The sequence below is a fragment of the Photorhabdus akhurstii genome (assembly GCF_019090985.1).
GTDB lineage: Bacteria > Pseudomonadota > Gammaproteobacteria > Enterobacterales > Enterobacteriaceae > Photorhabdus > Photorhabdus akhurstii.
This window is the reverse complement of record NZ_CP020335.1, coordinates 1,737,296-1,755,879: the sequence shown is the minus strand read 5'-3', so window position 1 is coordinate 1,755,879 and position 18,584 is coordinate 1,737,296. Positions and strand designations below refer to the sequence as shown.

The window sequence follows — 18,584 nt, the reverse complement described above, 5'->3', positions numbered from 1 at the left end:
TAGTTATGAGGCTAATTTATGTCATATCGCATCATTGCGCTGGATCTGGATGGTACACTACTCGATCCTCAAAAAAATATCCTGCCAGAATCACTCATTGTACTAAATGAAGCACGTAAAGCTGGTATTAAGGTGCTGATCGCCACTGGCCGTCATCATGTCGCTATCCACCCTTTTTATCAGGCTTTGCAACTCGATACTCCTGCCATCTGCTGTAATGGTACTTATCTGTATGATTACCATGAAAAGAAAGTATTAGCCTCAGATCCGCTGTCATCTCAAGAAGCTATAAAAGTTCTCTCCCACTTAAAAAACACAGATATTCACCGTCTAATGTATGTGGATGACGCCATGTTATATGAAGAACCGTATGACACAGTTGTCCGTACCATAAAATGGTCTGAAACCCTACCTGAATCTCAACGTCCAACTATGCGACATGTTGATAGCTTTCAGCATGCTATTGATGAAGTACAGTCTATTTGGAAATTTGCCACCAGCTCTCCTGATTTAGTAAAACTGCGGGAAGTAACTGCACAAATCGAAAATGACACAGGTCTTTCGTGTGAATGGTCATGGTTCGATCAGGTGGATATTAGCAAGAGAGGTAACAGCAAAGGTATGCGTTTGCAACAGTGGGTTGAATCTCAAGGCATGAGGATGAAAGATGTTATTGCCTTTGGTGATAACTTTAATGACCTGAGTATGCTGGAAGCCGCAGGACTCGGTGTCGCTATGGGTAACAGTGTAGATGCTATCAAAGAACGAGCCGATCTGGTGACGCTGGATAATACTCAGCCAGGTATTGCCGAAGTTATTCGCAAGTATGTTCTATAAACCCACAAAACCACACTTCGGGGTAATCCTTAAATAGGTTCCCCGTTGTTATTTACATAGCGATCCAATTGCTTCCGGTAGCTACCAACTTACGAATCACTTCTTATAAACAGAGACTACAATTGCCGATTAAGAGAAACACTTTTTATCTGAGCATAAAGCCACTGGCCAAGCCGCAAATTAAGTTCATCCCTTGCCCACGGAGTGATCCTTGCCCATAAATAGTGACCACTCAGCGTTAATTTGACATCAACCTGTCCATTATCATCAAAAAATTCAACCACTTTCACCGCCAAAATATTACGGATACTACTGCCGCGCGGCGGTTCCAGTACTAATGAAACATCTGACGCATCTATTCTGATACGCAAATCGGTTCCCGGTTGAACATCAATTTTCGGCAACCATAAAGCCTGATCAGCGAGCGCCACCGCTGTCATTTCATAACGATTATGATGTTCAACCATTGAAACATTCAGAATACTGCTAAGAGTCTCTTTTTGTAACCAAAGACGTAGCGCACTACTGGACCAAACCTCTTCCAATTTTCCTGTTGCCCTGACTTTTCCGTTATCCATAACGAGTACATTTTCTGCCAGACGAAGGATCTCATCCAGATTATGGCTGACATACAAAATCGGAATGCTGACCTCTTCAGAAAGCTTTTCAAGATAAGGCAGTAGTTCTCTTTTACGGGGAAGATCCAGCGATGCCAACGGTTCATCCATTAACAACAGATCCGGTGCCGTCAATAAAGCTCGACCGATAGCAACCCGCTGCTTTTCACCGCCGGATAAGGTAAGAGGAAAACGAGATAGTAAGTGCTCAATCCCTAGCAAACTAACAATGCTCTCAAATTCCGGCTTCATCACCGGAGACATCCCGTATTGAAGATTACCTTTTACTCGATAATGAGGAAAAAGCCGGGCATCCTGAAAAACATAGCCTATACGGCGTTGCTCTGGCGGCAAGCAGGTACCTTTTTCAATATCAACCAGCACATGATCATTAAGGACAATCCGCCCTTTCTGTGGACGTATCAAACCGGCAATAACATTTATCAGTGAAGTTTTCCCAGCGCCTGAAAGACCAAAAACAGCCGTAATTCCCTCAGTGGGTAGCTGTGTCTTGACCTGTAAATGAAAATCACCGAGTTGTTGCTCAAAATCCAGCTCTAACATGTTGCTCCCAAACGTCTCCTTCCCCAACGGGTTAACCATTCAGAAACCATCAGTGACATCAACGCCAGAATAATGGCAATGACACACAAACGAGCCGCGGCGGTTTCTGCTCCGGGGGTTTCAATCAAGGTATACATCGCCAAAGGGATCGTCCGCGTTTCGCCTGGAATATTGGATACAAAAGTGATAGTTGCGCCAAATTCACCCAATGAACGGGCAAATGCCAAAACAGTGCCCACAATAACCCCAGGCAAAGAGAGCGGCAATGTGATAGTAAAAAATACCTTCAACGGATTCGCTCCCAAAGTACGAGCGGCCTGTTCCAGTCGTCGATCGACACCTTCCAACGCCAGACGTATCGCCCTGACCATCAACGGAAAAGCAACAATAGCAGAAGCCAATGCGGCGCCACGCCAACTAAATGCGAAGCTGATCCCAAACCAGTCATATAACCATTCACCGATAAATCCACGACGCCCCATACTGATCAACAACAAATAACCCACTACCACTGGCGGCAACACCAGCGGCAGATGGATAAGACTGTCGAGTAATGATTTACCGGGAAACTGGAAACGAGCAAGAATCCACGCCATTAAGATCCCAAATGGCAGACTCAGTAATACCGCCATACCTGAAACTTCCAGACTCAGGATGATGGCCTGCCATTCGTATTCACTCAACATCACCAAAAAATCCATTCCTAAAGTGGGTGAAAACCGTAACGTTTAAAAATTGCAACGGCTTCAGGGGTTTTCAAATATTCATAAAAATCGAGAACGGCAGGATTACTATGGTCTTTAATAATCGCCATTGGGTACTCAATAGGTTTGTGGCTCTCTTCCGGGAAGATCCCCACCACTTTGACTTTATCACTTGCAACGACATCTGAACCATAAACGATACCCAACGGAACTTCAGCACGTTCCACCAACGCCAGACCGCTGCGCACATTACTGGTACGCGCTAGCAGAGGATTAACCGTCTCCCATGCTCCCAAATATTGCAGAGACTCTTTAACATAAATACCCACAGGAACATGATCGGGATCGCCAACGGCAAGACGGCCGCCTTCTAACAAAGATTTCCATTTGGTTTCTTTATTAATGTCAACTTTATTGAGCCTGCTCGCTTTCGGCGCAATCAGAACGAGTTGATTTCCTAACATAGTCAACCGAGTTTCATCAATAATCAGCTTCTTCCCGGCAACATAATCCATCCACTGTTGATCAGCGGAAATAAAAATATCTGCCGGCGCACCTTGCTCAATCTGGCGAGCCAAAGTAGAAGATGAAGCATAAGAAGCCGCCACTTCACCTTTTGTCTTTTGCTTATACTGTAGTGCAATATCATCAAGTGCATTAGTCAGAGAAGCAGCAGCGAATAATGTGACTTTTTCCGCAGCCCACACTTGCCACGTCAAAGCAAAAGAAACGACAACGCCGACTAGCAGTTTGCCAAAACTCTTTCTCATCTGTTTTCCACCTGTTTCTTACCCATTAGTTCGTTGTGTATAACAAGATATAGCGTTGAATGGAAGAGTGTTCCAATATTAATCGGCAAATTGTGAGCAACTTTTACTATCTAATTTAATTCGAATTAAAATACTATAATAGAAAAACCAGATGAATAAAATGGAACTAATTATAATTAATTAAGACAAATTACCCGGTAAATCACCGGGTAATCGGAATAGCATCTGGTGTAAAAGAAATATTAGTTTTACTTTTCAGAACGACCAATACGGGAAACGATATTAAACAATTCCCCAAGACCATAAATTAAACCTAAAATTCCAGCCATCACCACCGGTACCATGACCAGGGCAAAAGCCATACTTCTAATCAACTCAAACATGGTAGCCTCACATAATGGCTCATTTAATGAGCCAGAAACATAACACATTTTTAACCATAGCGGGTAATACCGCTATAATTAGTACTATTCTAGACAAAAGACAAACAACAGTAACCGGCTAAACGTGCGTTTTTGTGGGTTAGCCAATAAAAATTTACGATTATATTTCCTGAAAAAAACTATTATGCAAGCCGAAATTCTATTGACACTGAAATTACAACAACGGTTATTCGCCGATCCACGGCGAATATTATTACTTAAACAGATTAAAGTAACCGGCTCTATCAGCCAGGGGGCAAAACTGGCGGGGATCAGCTATAAAAGCGCCTGGGATGCTATTAACGAAATGAATCAGTTAGCAGATGAAATAGTGGTGGATCGTGCTACAGGCGGTAAAGGAGGCGGCGGAGCAAATCTTACCCACTACGGCGAACGTCTGTTGCAACTTTACGATCTACTGACACAAATTCAGCAAAAAGCCTTTGATGTGCTAAAAGATGACCAACTTCCCCTCAATAGCCTGTTAGCTGCGATTTCCCGTTTTTCTCTGCAAACCAGCGCCCGTAACCAATTTTTTGGCACAATTACTGACCGTGACCATAATCAGGTGCAACAACATGTCCGCATCTTACTGGCAGATGGTCAAACATCGCTGAATGCGGCATTAACGGAACAGAGCGCTAACCGTCTTGGCTTGGTAAAAGGTAAGGAGGTATTGGCGCTCATTAAAGCGCCTTGGGTGAGACTTACTAAAGAACAGTTCGTTATCGGTCATTTCGACAATGCCCTGACAGGGCAGATCAGTAACATTGAAACGGGCGAAGAGAACACAGAAACTATTATTGTCCTTGATGGCGGCGAAACCCTCTGCTCCACCCTGCCCAATCAAGAAATCAATAACCTGAAACTGCATCCTGGAGATAAAATCACTGCACTTTTTAATGCTGACCAGGTGATTATTGCAACTCTGTGTTAAGAATTGCGGCTATTATCACTGAACAATTAAGAATATCCAGGGATATCATGGCATTACGTACCTTACATATCCCTTGGCGTCGAATATTAAATGTTAATTAAAAGTTAATATTGACATTCTACGGCATTCCGCTTATTTGTGGAAAGATATTTGCGTTGCTTAAAAAGGAATAAAAGATGTCTGAATTGCAAATAACGCAAGGCTGTTTCCGTTTAAGTGATACTCGAACCTTGCAGTTATCATCACTAAAAATAACCTCTGGTGAAAATTGGGCTTTTATTGGCGCTAATGGCAGCGGAAAATCATCATTGGCCCGTGCGCTTTCAAATGAATTAGTCCTACTTTCCGGTGAACGAAATTGCTCATTTCACAGGTGCGCCCGCGTCTCTCAAGAACAATTACAAAAACTGACGGAAGAAGAATGGCAACGCAATAATACTGATATGCTCAGTGATGATGAAGATGATACCGGCCGCACTGCGGCAGAAATTATTCAGCTTTATCATAAAGATAATGAACTTTGTCTGGAGCTGGCAAAACAGTTCGGTATTATGGATTTACTTTCCCGTCGTTTTAAATATCTTTCTACCGGCGAAACCCACAAGACATTACTTTGCCAGGCACTAATGGCTTCACCTGACTTGCTGATTCTTGATGAACCTTTTAATGGCCTTGATCTATTCGCTCGTGGTCAATTCGCTGAATTACTGGAAAAATTGTCATCAAAAGGGATCGTTTTGGTACTTATCCTTAACCGATTTAGTGAAATCCCAGATTTTATCAACCAGATTGGCGTACTCGCGGATTGCCAGCTAACCTCTATTGGCATCAAAGAAAAGGTGATGGCGGATTCACTGGTGGCTCAACTGGCTCACAGTGAAAAATTGGACGGCATTCATTTACCTGAAACAGATGAATTTCCTGTCGATGAGCAATTACCGCCCGATCAGCCTCTGATTATCCTACGTAACGGTATCGTTCAATATAATGATCAACCCATTCTGCATGGACTAGATTGGCAAGTTAATCCAAGAGAACATTGGCAAATTATTGGCCCAAATGGCGCCGGAAAATCAACGCTTTTGAGTCTGATTACCGGAGATCATCCTCAAGGCTACAGTAATGAGCTGATCCTTTTTGGCCGCCAACGCGGTAGCGGCGAAACTATTTGGGATATCAAACGCCATATTGGTTATATCAGCAACAGCATTCATTTGGAATATCGTGTCAGTATCAGCGTTCGTAATGTGATTCTATCTGGTTTCTTCGATTCAATCGGTCTTTATCAGACCGTATCAGATCGCCAACAGCAACTTGCTGATGAATGGCTGGCTTTACTGGGATTATCGGCTCAGATTGCCAACGGCCCGTTTCAGCGCCTTTCATGGGGACAACAACGGCTGGTTCTAATAGCTCGCGCACTGGTTAAACATCCGGCTTTATTGATCCTTGATGAACCTCTGCAAGGGCTTGATCCACTCAACCGCCAGTTAATATTACGTTTCATTGATATCATGATCGCTGACGGTGATACTCAGCTACTGTTTGTTTCTCATCATCAGGAAGACGCGCCGCAATGCATTACTCACCGGCTGATATTTATTCCTGATGGCGACATATATCGCTATAAAACAGAAAGAATTAACCATTAAAGTATTAACATGAGATTAATACTGGAAAAAAACCAGCATTGCAGAATGTGTACTGATGTCAACCTCGTAGCAATACACATGCAAGCATGCTGGCTTTATCTATTCACAACAATTATAAAGCGCCAAGAAAGTCAGGCACATAAAAATACCCACCGTTAATTTTTTCTCCGTAAGATAATTTAATTATGAAAACAATACATTTAAATATAAGAACATTAATTTCATATAGCCGAAAATAATAAAATCAACCCTTCAATTATTTATACTTAAATGAAATTTAATTCACTTAACAATCCCACCTCACGATTACAATCATTATATAGACATTCATCACATTTAATTAAATAGATTATTTGGCGAATTAGATTTTCGATTAAACTATTCCTAGAAGTAAAGTGACAGAATGTTTCCATCAGACCAAAGATGGATTCCCGACTATTACATACCCATTGGGAGAATAACAATGAGTGGTCTAAGCGCCGTCATATCAGTCAAGCTTAAACTTGGTCAAGACAGTTATAACGTTGATTTAAATATTCCATCAGCAACCCCGACTCCTGAAGCGCCTTTTCTTTTTAGTGTAGTTTCACCCGAAAAAGGTGAGCAACCTGCAAATACTTTATTAGAAGTCGCTATCGGTAATGCAAATCATATTTATGTTGCCGTTGCACCACCAAGTTCATTATTGAAAGAAACAGGTGTTGATAAGGTGGTGGAAAATCTTAATGTTGTTGTTTCCGAAGGTAAATACAACAAAACAGACAAGAAGTTTGACCAAGATAAAAACGAAGATAAAGGTAAAGACGAAGATAAAGGTAAAGACCAAGATAAAAATAAATAAGCCTAAATTATCCGCTCAATATTAACCATAAGGCTATGCGTTTATAACCATAAATAACATAGCCTTAGCTATACATTTCACTATCTGAGGTAAAATATGGGAACACGATTTGAGATTGACGCCCATTTTTATGGGCGCAAATGCAAAATATTTGATGGCGAAATGCTTAGCCCGATACAATGCCGGCTTGCTTTATTCAACAGTTATTCTCTCATCTATATTGATATGACTGCAAAACAGGCAGGAGCTGACAATCTCAATATCTTTGAATTACTCAACCATGCTTTTCATCTTGGCCTACCGGAGAAAGAAGCCCCGTTATTAATACAGGACGCGGGTTTTTTTACTTTCTCCAATCATGCCAATCCACCAGAAGCAGAGAAACTGTGTAACATTTTTCCACAAATACCTTTGCCAAAATCAGTGACAGAAATGGAAACGCCGGTATCCCATAGTTGTACCTTCTGGCTAACCTTGCGTTTAAAAGGCAATTATTTATTTAACAACTTAATTGAGATTGGCGTTAAAAACGGCGATCTGCCACAGGCAGATATCTCGCTCAGTGGGCGTTTAGAGCAGGGAATATCCGCAGGCGAATCAATTAAAAAAAGCCGCTATACTGCCGTTCTTCCTGATTTCAAGCTATTTAATATTTTTGGCTTCAATAATTTAATACTTCAATATCAGTTTGATAATCACTCAAAATATGAAATAGCAGGCACTATCACATTAAATTTGTTCCAGGAAACGTATTGTTTTGACGGGGCTTTAAGCGCAGACGAAAAGCAAGTGCAGGCATCTTTAAAAATCTGTCACGAAAACTCAAAAAGCACTATTGATAAGCCCTTTGACGGAAGAATGACTGGCGTCACATTTGGTGATTTATCTTTTGGCATTAATTACACTTTTGCCATTCCAGAAAAGAAACAATCTAAAGTTGGATTATATTGGATAGAGGGAACAATTAATTATGCAGAACTACCGGCATTAAGTGGGCGTCTTTATTTTCTAGATAATACCCCCATATTAGCTTCAGTCGCTATCAATCAAGATTTATCGATACATCGTATATTTGAGGCATCATTTGCTGGTTCTAATTTCTCCTGGCCAAGTCATTTTATCGATATCGATTTTCATCAGGGTAGCAACCTTTATTACCGGCGCGAAACAGACGGTGATATTAAACAGGAAAATGCTATTATTTCCTCTTTAGCCGAAAAGTCTCTGTTATTAAATCAGGATATCACCCATTATCAACCAGGATTTCACCTCCATGCCCTGTTTGACATTACACTGATTGAAACTTTAAAGCTCATGGGGGATATACAAATTACCAAAGAGGGCATCAATGCAGAGATTCAGCTACTTAATCCAATTTCATTATTTGTACTTCAAATTACCGGTTTTGAGCAGGACCCCGGTCCAACCCTGCTTTTCTCCACCGTCAAAGAAAATAAATTCGTCTTTCGCTGTGGGCTACTGTTTTTTAAACATGATTTTGGTTTAAATGTAGAAATATCAGGTACAAAAGATAAAACCGGGAAATTAAAAATCAGTGGCTCATTGTCCTCAGACAAAGTTTCTTCTCCTTTGTTACCTAATCCAACGAAATTAGGTTTTTCCTATAGTAAGAGCGAAGGATTTAAAATTACTAACTGGCCTGCGTTTGATTTAGATAACAACCAGTTTATTAATTTTATAGAAGAATTAAAGAAGCTCTCACGTAATAAAGGTTCCAATTGCGGCCAATTAACCCAATTTATCAATGAACATTTACTCACATCCCGGTTTTCTATTTCCCCGTCGTTTGATACTAAGACGAATAATGCTAGTCAGAAAGACCAACTGTATTTTGTGTTAAACGGTAAGTATACAATGGCAATGGCAGGAACGGATTTCGTTACTCTCTCCTTCCCAAAAACCGTAGAGTTTTTGCTGCCAAACGACCTCTCTTTAGAGAAATTACCTGACGCTATCGGTGCAGCGCTGAAAAGCGCGGCTGAATCTTTTGTTAAAGGGCTATTGGAAAATCGTGAAGATATCGCTACCTTTCTGACGTTGACAGCCGCCGAGAAAGCCGCTGATTATGCCATGACATTACTGTGTGAAGGGTTGGTTGACGCTGCATTAACAGAAGCAGTCCAGAGCGGTGCAGAAGCTTTAGCCGCTGCCGGGGGCGTAGCAGCGGGAGCGGCTGTCATAGGTGGCATTATCAATAAAATTAAAGATGAAATTGACAGCAAACCAGCACCTCCCAATCCCCCCAAGCCTGCTGATCCCAAACCACCTGAAAATTTGTCAGCAACCTATGAATATAAGGATAATAAGGCTAAATTCGAATGGGGTTATACGGAAAATGCTGACGGTTATCAGGTCAAATTAAAAGCGCCAAATAATGAAACATTATTCAAGAAAGAACTAAATCACAACAATAATTCATTTATTTTACCTATCACGCCGGAATTAGCCGCTGGCGTTTATACCTGGTCAGTAGCCGCCACCAGGAAAGAATTTACCAGCTCAGAAAATCAATTACAGCAACATCGTCTGCCAATACCGGAATTAAACATCAATTTAGAAACAAAGCCCGTTATTGAAAAAAATATTAATCTTATATTGCAGTGGAATCTGGTAACAGGTGCCAGTCACTATAACGTAAAAATCGAGAGAGATGGACAAACCGAAAACCTCTCAATTGCCGCTCCACAGAATTCAGTGACTATTATTTTCGATAAGCTGAAACCTGCCGGGAAATATCGTTTCTCATTAGCAGCATTGAACAACCCTAATTATATTGCCAGCGAACTTTGTCAGGTTCAGCAATGGTTACGTCTGGAGACTCCTCAGCAAATTCAGGCTAATTACCAATCTGGCGGCATAGAGATTCAATGGCAATGTAGCCCCGATACTACCCATTATTTACTCAGCTTACAGGCACCAAACAGTACATGGATATATCAACAAACCGTGAGTTCCACAACTGGACGAGCTCATATCCCTTTACCACCGATCCCGATTACAGGAACATATCAACTTTATCTGGCTAGTATGCCGGATGCCACCGCAACATCAATCCCAAGTATCTGGAGTGACGGAGTGGCAATAGAGGTGGTGATAACACCAGAACAAATTGCACAGTCGGCATATCAACAGCAGATGAATGGCAATGATTGCGGCAAACGGATAATTAAATCCTTCCCTGATCTCAAGGCGAATATGCTCGCAGCAACTATGGCGCAAGTAGGCTATATAGCCGTAGAAACCGGGCAAGGATTAAAATCGGCCTACCCATCCATCAGCGCCAGCGAAATAACCGCTGTCCTGCTAGAAACTTATGGTAGGCAGTAGTTGTATCATGAGTTTATTTAAATAAAAATAAGGAGCATTACTATGACCTCAGTCTCCAAGGCGATGTTAATAGATACATTGCAATGTGACTGCTCCCCGCCGTAAAGAGGGTGTCGCAAAAGGCGTGTATTATCCGTTAAGATCTGCGTACTTCTTTTAAGCGCAGATCTTTTATGACCTTATTCATTCGAAAACGGGAACCTTCCCTTCATACCGGACGTCAGTTTGTCAAAGCTCAGCACTTACCTGTATTGGATGGCTCCCTTTCCCTTTCTGATTATCTCAGGCAAATGGGGGAGCGTAGCGCATTTATTGTTACTGACATTCTTGATGAGCAAGATTGGGGCCCTTTTGAACGCCATTATGCTTCGACAGGGAGAGCCCCTTATTCTCCACGCTCCATGATAGGGATCCTGCTTTATGGGATCATGAAAGGACACTGCTCGCTCAGAGAACTTGAACGACTTGCGCGTTTAGATTTAGGCTGTATTTTTGTCAGTCAGGGAATTACGCCCGATCATGCCAGTCTTGGGCGTTTTATTTATCAGCACCAATCCGTCCTGACGGGCTCGTTTTTTAAGGCACTGACCTTATCCATTTTGCACCGTAGTCATTCGGACGGCTCGTGCCTGGCCGGTGACGGGACAGTGATAGAGGCGGCCTGTTCTCATTACCACCTTTTAACTCAGGAAGCGATTTCACGTGAAAAAAATACTCTCACGGCCACCCCTGCCACAGCGCAGACAGAAAAACGCATAAAGCAATTGGAACAGGGAGCCAGCGTATTACGGCGCCGACAAGAAAATCGCGAAAAAAAAGGGAAGGATGCCAGCCAACTGCGTATCAATCCAACAGAACCCGAAGCCGTCGTCCAGAAACTTAAGCGGGGAAGGGGATTTTCAACTTCCTATAAACCGTCTGTTTTAGTCAACAACAGACGTCTTATCGTCGCTCACACGGTCGATCCCTCCAGTGAAACCCAAGTGATGGCCGCGTTATTGGCGCAGAATCTCACTATCTCGGGCGGTCACCCGGAAAAATTGATATTGGATGCCGGTTATTTCCATGACGATGTGATTGCTGAGGCGAAGAAACATCAGATCTTGCTGTTTTGTGCAGAAAATTCAGACCGACAGCGTGCACGAAAAATCTATCCTAAATCATTATTTACTTATGATGCTGAGCAAGATTGCTATATTTGTCCTGCGCATCACCAATTGTCCCTGCAAAGTACAGTGAAAGCCACTGAAAAAACGCGGCCCTATCGGGTTTATAGCGCTGACAATTGTGCCGGATGCCCGCAGAAAGCGGGCTGCACAAAGGCTAAAGGAGGAAGAAAAATAAAACGTTATCCGGAAGATGAAGGGAGGGAGGCGCTTCGTTTGCATATGGCCCGACCCGAGTCAAAACAGATATTGAGTCAACGAAAGAGCCTGGTAGAACCGGTATTTTCGGCATTACGGGGAATTCAGAGACTGGAACGCTTTCGGCGTAAGGGATTGTCAGCGGTAAAGCTGGAGTTTTCCCTGCATGCAATGGCCTATAACTTATCAAGAGCGGTGGCTCTGATATTAGGGATTATTTTTAGCCTGTTATCCATACAAATAACAGGCTGCCCAAAGTCAGTGATTGAATTTAACTTGATGCTTGAAAAAGTGACCTTAACCTTTTGCGACACCCTCTAAACGGCGAGGCTTCCCACTTCTCAGGCCGCCACCGTCTTTATGACGGATTTACGCTGGCCTCCGTGGGCAGAAACGACGAGTCCCGCCGCCTGTAATTCCTGTATGCCCTTGCGCTCGATGTTGAGCGCCGCGTTGATATCACGGTCATGTTCGACACCACAGCAAGGACATGGCCAGCTCCGCTTATGCAGCGGCAGTTCTGGCATTTTGTGACCGCAACAGTGACAGGTTTTCGAACTGGCGAACCACTGATCCAGCTTCACCAGATGAACCCCTTTCTCTGCGGCTTTGTATTCCAGTTTCTTGATGAAGCCATGCCAGCCCGCATCGCCGATAGCGCGAGCCAGCCTGGGATTCTTCATCATGTTGGCCGATTTCAGCGTCTCAACAATTATCGCTTGGTTTTCGTCAACCATTGTTCGGGAGAGTTTGTGTTGAAAATCGGCGCGAGCATTCGCTACCCGCTCGTGTACGGCGGCAAGCCTCTGTCGTGCTTTACGGCGGTTGGCGCTGCCTTTTTGTTTCCGGGAGAGGGCCTTCTGTTTACGCCTCAGATTACGGCCGGCATTGATAAGATGACGGGGATTGGCCATCTTATCTCCGCTGGATTTGATAGCGTAGTGAGATAATCCCATATCCAAACCTGTCATCTGGGTTATCAAAGAGGGCTTCTCGGGCGCGGCCATGCTGTCATCACAGAGTATCGAGGCGTAGTATTTACCGGTGGCTGAACGGCTCAGCGTAATGCTTTTCACCTCTCCGGTCATTTCACGGTGCAGACGGGCTTCTATCGGCGATAACTTGGGTATTTTTATTGCCCCGTCCAGCACCTTCACCCCGACACAATGATAGCTGGACTGCCTGCCATGCTTGCGTTTGAACGCCGGGAAGCGCGCTTTCAGCTTCGGATTAAAAAAGTTGGAAAACGCCATATCGAGGTTAATCACCGCCTGCTGCAAGGCGATGGCGTCATACGCTTTGAGCCAGGCATACCGGCGGGATTTTTTCGCCACTGACAGTAAGGGCTTGAGGTCTTTACGCGGGCTGAGGTTCACCCCGTGGCGTTGATAAGCGTGCTTCTTGATGTGGAGCGCCTTGTTGTACGCGAAACGAACCGCACCGAACTGAGCATTGAGATAATCAGCCTGTTCTGGCGTCGGGTAAATGCGGACTTTGGTGGCTCTTAACATCATCAGCGCTCATCGGTATAGTTGATGTATTTTAACCGCTTTTTTTGGCCGTGTCCCCCCGGGCTGGCAATGAGCGTGATGGTTAATAACCTGAAAGCCCTACGGGCTTTTCGCCTTATATCACCGCCCGCATTGGGCGAGGGTTTACGGCGGATTTTGCTAAAAGGGATAACAACACTATTGCTAATGCTCTACGTGAAGTCTCTCTGACCCCACTTTACCCCATTGATATCGCCGCTATTTTACGCCAGCTTGACTTCCCTATTAGCGAGATTGCAATTGCACTGCACAAGCACTTCCCAACGCTTGATCCGCTAGACGTTGGTCAAATGTTGCTTGATCCTAAAGTGTATCCAGCAACAACTCGCCCGGAGTTAATTGCAGCCTTGGGTGGAGCTGGCTTTCAAGCCCAAGAAGCTGAATTAGCGGCCAATATTTTGTATCCAGTAACCATATCTGTATCTGCGGATAAACCTTGGCAGAATAGCGATGTGACAGTTAATACAAATCTGACAACCACAATTACCTATCTCAGCGGCACATGGTCTTTTAACCCACAGTATAACGATTGTCAGGCAGAAGGAGATAAGGCTCATATTGCCCAGGAAGACTACACGTTGCCAGGCCAGCCAGTAGGAGCACTGGTAGGCCGTGTCGGTGAAACCGTTTTTTTGATTGGCCGTGAAGCTAGTGTCCCGAGTGGGTTATCTGGTGAATTACAGCTTTGTATCAATGATGATTTAAAAGGACGTTATGGCGCCGGATTGACAGATAATAAAGGTGCGCTGGAGGTTAAAATCAGTACACGAAAATAAGCGAATTTGTACTCGATCAAGCTCAATCTGACAGCCACCAGTTATTTATACAAGTGGCTGATCTGTCTAATATCTCAATGAAATTTATTTTCCATACCATATTGAATCAGATCTAATAACACGGCTTTTTCTTAGGCAAACTTTGACCAAAAAATAATTCTCACCGATGGATTTCTTCTCCGACCAGTTAAAAAAGCATCGCAATTTAGTTATTATGCATTATTATTTTTTGCTCACTAAATAACATCTATCATCGATTTTTGGTCTGCTTTTCAGATCGTTTTTTAATTTGTTAAAAATAAAGGGAAATTATATGATTTGGGGTTTACTTGCTACATCACTAGCGTTATTAGCTATACACCGCACAACTGCACTTATTGTTCTACTGGCCGCGATTATTACCGGATTCGTCACGCAAACTATGATTTATCCGGCCATCGCCACTATTGCGATTATTTTTTTGTTAGGTGCGCTACGTATCTATTTTCAGCAAAATAACATCATTAAAATAACCACTGAACTGCTATTACTCGCCTTTGCAGTGGCATTATTCCTACATCTGCTCCCCGGTTTTAATAACCTGAAATATCTCGATAAAGTTCAAATAGGCCCTCATAGCGCCCCATTCTCAATGTATTTCAACTTTGACAAAGCACTCATTCCTTTCTTGCTGTTATGCTGCATGCCTGGCCTATTTACAACAAAACCACTGGCAAAAGTTCGCCCTTATGCGTGGATAATCTTGACTGTTGCCATTCCTGCACTACTCAGTGTTGCAACAACCTTAGGAGGACTAGCGGTTGAACTGCATATGCCACAATGGTTGCCGATGTTTATTTTGGCAAATATTTTCTTTGTTTCCCTGGCAGAAGAAGCGCTATTCCGTGGCTATATCCAACAGAGGTTAAGCCAGTGGATTAACCCCTATTTCGCCCTGATCATCACCGCTTTGATTTTTGGCGGCGCACACTTCGTCGGCGGCCCATTACTGATGATTTTTGCTACGCTTGCAGGATTAATATATGGGCTAGCGTGGATGTGGAGCGGCCGTCTGTGGGTCGCTGTTGGGTTCCATTTCGCGCTCAATTTGGTTCATTTGCTGTTCTTTACTTACCCAATCAAGTTGGTGAGCGCACTATAAACGTGTCAAACTTGCCTGGTATCCATTCAGCAATCTGCAAGAGATTTAGGTTTTCAAGCAAATAAAGTTTGAAACAAGACTATTGATTGCTGTTCTGGAGCATAGAGCAATATAATGCGCTCAATTATCATTAAGTTTGATTTTTAAGGAGTTTAAGCTATGGCTGTCACTAAACTGGTTCTGGTAAGACATGGCGAAAGCGAGTGGAACAAAGAGAACCGTTTCACTGGCTGGACTGACGTCGCGTTATCTGAAAAAGGTCGCGCCGAAGCTCAACAAGCAGGGCAATTGTTGAAAGAAGAAGATTTTGTTTTTGATTTTGCCTACACCTCGGTGCTAAAACGCGCTATCCATACGCTGTGGAACATTCTGGATCAAGTTGATCAACAGTGGTTGCCGGTTGAAAAAAACTGGAAACTGAATGAGCGTCATTATGGCGCTCTGCAAGGTCTGGACAAATCAGAAACCGCGGCTAAATACGGTGATGATCAGGTTAAACTGTGGCGTCGTGGTTTTGCTATCACCCCACCAGATTTAACGAAAGATGATGAACGTTTCCCAGGCCATGATCCACGTTATGCGAATTTAAAACCAGAAGAGTTACCCGTGACTGAAAGTCTGGCAACGACTATTGAACGCGTGATCCCTTACTGGGAAGAAGTTATCAAACCGCGTGTTGCTCAAGGTGAAAAAGTGATTATCGCAGCGCACGGTAATTCTTTACGCGCATTGGTTAAATATCTGGACAATATGAGCGAAGAAGCCATTCTTGAGCTAAATATCCCAACAGCAGTACCTTTGGTTTATGAATTCGACGAAAACATGAAACCAATCAAACATTACTATCTGGGTAACGCTGATGAAATTGCAGCAAAAGCCGCGGCAGTAGCCAACCAAGGTAAGGCAAAGTAATTTCCTTGCTATAAAAAATTGCTGACAGCGTATTTTCCAGCAAACATAAAAAACCGGAGTTGTCGATTCCGGTTTTTTCACATTGGAAAAATGTTATCAGCCACGACGCGCTTTTATTGCCGACGACAATTGACGTAACAAAATTTCAGTGTCAGCCCAACCAATGCAAGCATCAGTAATACTTTTACCGTATACCAATGGCAGACCGCTATCCGGATTCTGATTTCCCTCTTCCAAATGACTTTCTACCATGACACCAATAATCGCTTTCTCCCCAGCGATAAGCTGCCGACTCACATCTGAACACACATCCATCTGCTTTTTAAATTGTTTAGAACTATTGGCATGACTGAAATCAATCATAATCCTTGCCGGCAAACCTGCTTTTTCCAGCCCTTGCTTCACGGCAGCAACATGTTCGGCACTATAATTCGGCTCTTTACCACCACGCAGGATAATATGACAATCGTTGTTTCCGCTGGTATTCACAATCGCGGAATGTCCCCACTTAGTGACAGAAAGAAAACTGTGGGGGGAACCTGCCGCATTAATCGCATCAATGGCAACTTTTATCGCACCATCGGTGCCATTTTTAAAACCAACCGGACAGGAAAGACCAGAAGCCAACTCACGATGGACCTGAGATTCCGTTGTACGAGCGCCAATTGCTCCCCAACTCATCAAATCGGCTAAATACTGTGGAGAAATCATATCCAGATATTCACCCGCAGCCGGTAGCCCCATGTCATTAATATCCCGCAACAACTGACGAGCTAAACGCAAACCGTCATTAATATCAAAACTGTGATTCATATGAGGGTCATTAATTAGCCCTTTCCAGCCAATGGTTGTGCGCGGTTTTTCAAAATAAACTCGCATGACAACTTCCAGATCCTCTTTCAGCTCCTCACGCAATTCATTCAACCGCCCGGCATATTCCATTGCTGCTTTAGGATCATGAATAGAACATGGCCCAATCACAACCAACAGACGATCATCTTCCCCCGTCAGAATTTGATGAATCGTTTTGCGAGCCTTACGTACTGTAAATGCAGCCTTTTCAGTTGCTGGAAATTTTTCAAGTAGTGCCACAGGAGGTAATAATTCTTTTATCTCTTTAATTCTTATATCATCATTCTGATAATTCATAGCCCTCTCTCATCTAACATCTTTGTATATTTAATTAAAGCAATCTTGTGATTTTAATCTAACTGTTAGAAGCCAAACTGTAAATATTCTTTGTAGAGAATAAATAAATCAATGCTTAACTCAAGACATAGCAAGATATAGTTAAATGTGGTTAGCTCTATTCTTATGGTTGAAATATCTTTAGAAATGAGAATTATCAAAGTAAATACCTAAAAATATGCCAGAAATCGACAAAACAATTCTCTGGCATAGTTAGGAAACTATTTCCTATGGGATAATGGCAAAGAATGGTTTTCCTTAGCTGCCTGAATCCACAAACGGGAGCCATTAAATGCAATGCCCAACAGAATCACATACTGCAACGACATTGCCAGCACGCCTTGATGGAAATAGATAACAACGCTTATCACATTGATAACTATCCACACCAACCAGTTTTCAACATATTTGCGGGTCATCAGAACCATTGCCACAATGGATAGCACCGTCATTGTCGAATCCCAGAATGGGAACGCATCAGGCTCCAACATCGGCATCTGAACATTAAAGCCAAATTTTTGCATCATCATAACGGCAATCTGAGTCAGATAGCCAAAGACCCGATCAATATTAAAAGTCATCATGGCAATTAATAGCACGGAAATTAGACCAATTATTGCCGCCTTATTCAAACTTAACCAACGTATTTTAAGTTCAATCTGCTGCTGATCATTAACCCTGCTCCAGGCATACCAACCATAAATATTTGCCGCAAAGAAGAATAATTGCAGCAATAAACTGGCATAAAGTTGAATTTGAAAGAAAATCACAGCAAATAATGTGACATTAATGAGTCCAAACAAATAGTTAATTATCTTCTCCTGACTGGCAAACCAAATACATAACAAACCGGCGATCGTACCAACTGCCTCAATCCACGATAAATCATATCCTCCCTTTCCCAGAGGTATATTGACTAATATGTTGTTAATACTGAAAAAATCCATCTGTTATATCCTAT

The 18,584-nt window shown here is 42.9% G+C and carries 16 protein-coding genes; 9 read left to right on the top strand and 7 right to left on the bottom strand.

Annotated features, from left to right (window positions below; all coding sequences use genetic code 11):
* Positions 1-18 precede the first annotated feature (18 nt).
* Positions 19-837: a pyridoxal phosphatase gene (locus B0X70_RS07645; RefSeq protein ID WP_110087191.1), complete on the top strand. Its 819-nt coding sequence runs from the start codon at positions 19-21 to the stop codon at positions 835-837.
* 116 nt (positions 838-953) lie between these two features.
* Here B0X70_RS07645 and modC read toward each other — a convergent pair whose 3' ends face one another.
* The 4 genes from modC to B0X70_RS07625 form a co-directional block, all read right to left on the bottom strand.
* Complete coding sequence (gene modC, locus B0X70_RS07640; RefSeq protein ID WP_217471222.1) at positions 954-2,018, bottom strand: molybdenum ABC transporter ATP-binding protein ModC; 1,065 nt, start codon at positions 2,016-2,018, stop codon at positions 954-956.
* Positions 2,012-2,707 carry a molybdate ABC transporter permease subunit gene (gene modB / locus B0X70_RS07635; protein WP_110087193.1) on the bottom strand — a complete coding sequence of 232 codons (696 nt, stop codon included), beginning with the start codon at positions 2,705-2,707 and terminating at the stop codon, positions 2,012-2,014. Before modB ends, modC begins: the two co-directional genes overlap by 7 nt.
* A gap of 14 nt (positions 2,708-2,721) precedes the next feature.
* On the bottom strand, positions 2,722-3,492 hold the full coding sequence (modA, locus tag B0X70_RS07630) for a molybdate ABC transporter substrate-binding protein (protein ID WP_110087189.1): 771 nt from the start codon (positions 3,490-3,492) through the stop codon (positions 2,722-2,724).
* A gap of 248 nt (positions 3,493-3,740) precedes the next feature.
* Positions 3,741-3,875: an AcrZ family multidrug efflux pump-associated protein gene (locus tag B0X70_RS07625; RefSeq protein ID WP_071647086.1), complete on the bottom strand. Its 135-nt coding sequence runs from the start codon at positions 3,873-3,875 to the stop codon at positions 3,741-3,743.
* Between the two features lie 184 nt (positions 3,876-4,059).
* On the opposite strand from B0X70_RS07625, the gene modE reads away from it, so the two are divergent.
* The 5 genes from modE (at position 4,060) to B0X70_RS07600 (ending at position 12,377) form a co-directional block, all read left to right on the top strand.
* Positions 4,060-4,851 (top strand): molybdenum-dependent transcriptional regulator ModE, encoded by a 792-nt coding sequence (gene modE, locus B0X70_RS07620; RefSeq protein WP_217471221.1) that lies wholly within the window; start codon positions 4,060-4,062, stop codon positions 4,849-4,851.
* Between the two features lie 176 nt (positions 4,852-5,027).
* Positions 5,028-6,503: a molybdate ABC transporter ATP-binding protein ModF gene (modF, locus tag B0X70_RS07615; protein ID WP_217471220.1), complete on the top strand. Its 1,476-nt coding sequence runs from the start codon at positions 5,028-5,030 to the stop codon at positions 6,501-6,503.
* A gap of 463 nt (positions 6,504-6,966) precedes the next feature.
* Positions 6,967-7,344, top strand: coding sequence for a hypothetical protein (locus B0X70_RS07610; protein ID WP_217471219.1), 378 nt, complete (start codon positions 6,967-6,969; stop codon positions 7,342-7,344).
* A 96-nt stretch (positions 7,345-7,440) separates the two neighbouring features.
* Positions 7,441-10,692, top strand: a complete 3,252-nt coding sequence (locus B0X70_RS07605; RefSeq protein WP_217471218.1) for a hypothetical protein — start codon at positions 7,441-7,443, stop codon at positions 10,690-10,692.
* A gap of 173 nt (positions 10,693-10,865) precedes the next feature.
* A complete protein-coding gene (locus B0X70_RS07600) occupies positions 10,866-12,377 on the top strand; it encodes a transposase (RefSeq protein WP_217471217.1) in 1,512 nt (503 codons plus the stop codon).
* A 20-nt stretch (positions 12,378-12,397) separates the two neighbouring features.
* On the opposite strand, the gene B0X70_RS07595 is transcribed toward B0X70_RS07600, so the two are convergent.
* Positions 12,398-13,567 (bottom strand): RNA-guided endonuclease InsQ/TnpB family protein, encoded by a 1,170-nt coding sequence (locus tag B0X70_RS07595; protein WP_217471699.1) that lies wholly within the window; start codon positions 13,565-13,567, stop codon positions 12,398-12,400.
* A 329-nt stretch (positions 13,568-13,896) separates the two neighbouring features.
* On the opposite strand from B0X70_RS07595, the gene B0X70_RS07590 reads away from it, so the two are divergent.
* The 3 genes from B0X70_RS07590 (at position 13,897) to gpmA (ending at position 16,435) form a co-directional block, all read left to right on the top strand.
* Positions 13,897-14,382: a hypothetical protein gene (locus B0X70_RS07590; RefSeq protein WP_217471216.1), complete on the top strand. Its 486-nt coding sequence runs from the start codon at positions 13,897-13,899 to the stop codon at positions 14,380-14,382.
* A gap of 316 nt (positions 14,383-14,698) precedes the next feature.
* A complete protein-coding gene (locus B0X70_RS07585) occupies positions 14,699-15,523 on the top strand; it encodes a CPBP family intramembrane glutamic endopeptidase (RefSeq protein WP_217471698.1) in 825 nt (274 codons plus the stop codon).
* A 159-nt stretch (positions 15,524-15,682) separates the two neighbouring features.
* The gene (gpmA, locus tag B0X70_RS07580) at positions 15,683-16,435 is read left to right on the top strand and encodes a 2,3-diphosphoglycerate-dependent phosphoglycerate mutase (protein ID WP_217471215.1); all 753 of its coding nucleotides are present in this window, start codon (positions 15,683-15,685) and stop codon (positions 16,433-16,435) included.
* A gap of 96 nt (positions 16,436-16,531) precedes the next feature.
* Here gpmA and aroG read toward each other — a convergent pair whose 3' ends face one another.
* Positions 16,532-17,584 (bottom strand): 3-deoxy-7-phosphoheptulonate synthase AroG, encoded by a 1,053-nt coding sequence (gene aroG / locus B0X70_RS07575; RefSeq protein ID WP_036812891.1) that lies wholly within the window; start codon positions 17,582-17,584, stop codon positions 16,532-16,534.
* 260 nt (positions 17,585-17,844) lie between these two features.
* Positions 17,845-18,570 carry a nicotinamide riboside transporter PnuC gene (gene pnuC / locus B0X70_RS07570; protein WP_036812889.1) on the bottom strand — a complete coding sequence of 242 codons (726 nt, stop codon included), beginning with the start codon at positions 18,568-18,570 and terminating at the stop codon, positions 17,845-17,847.
* Positions 18,571-18,584 lie beyond the last annotated feature (14 nt).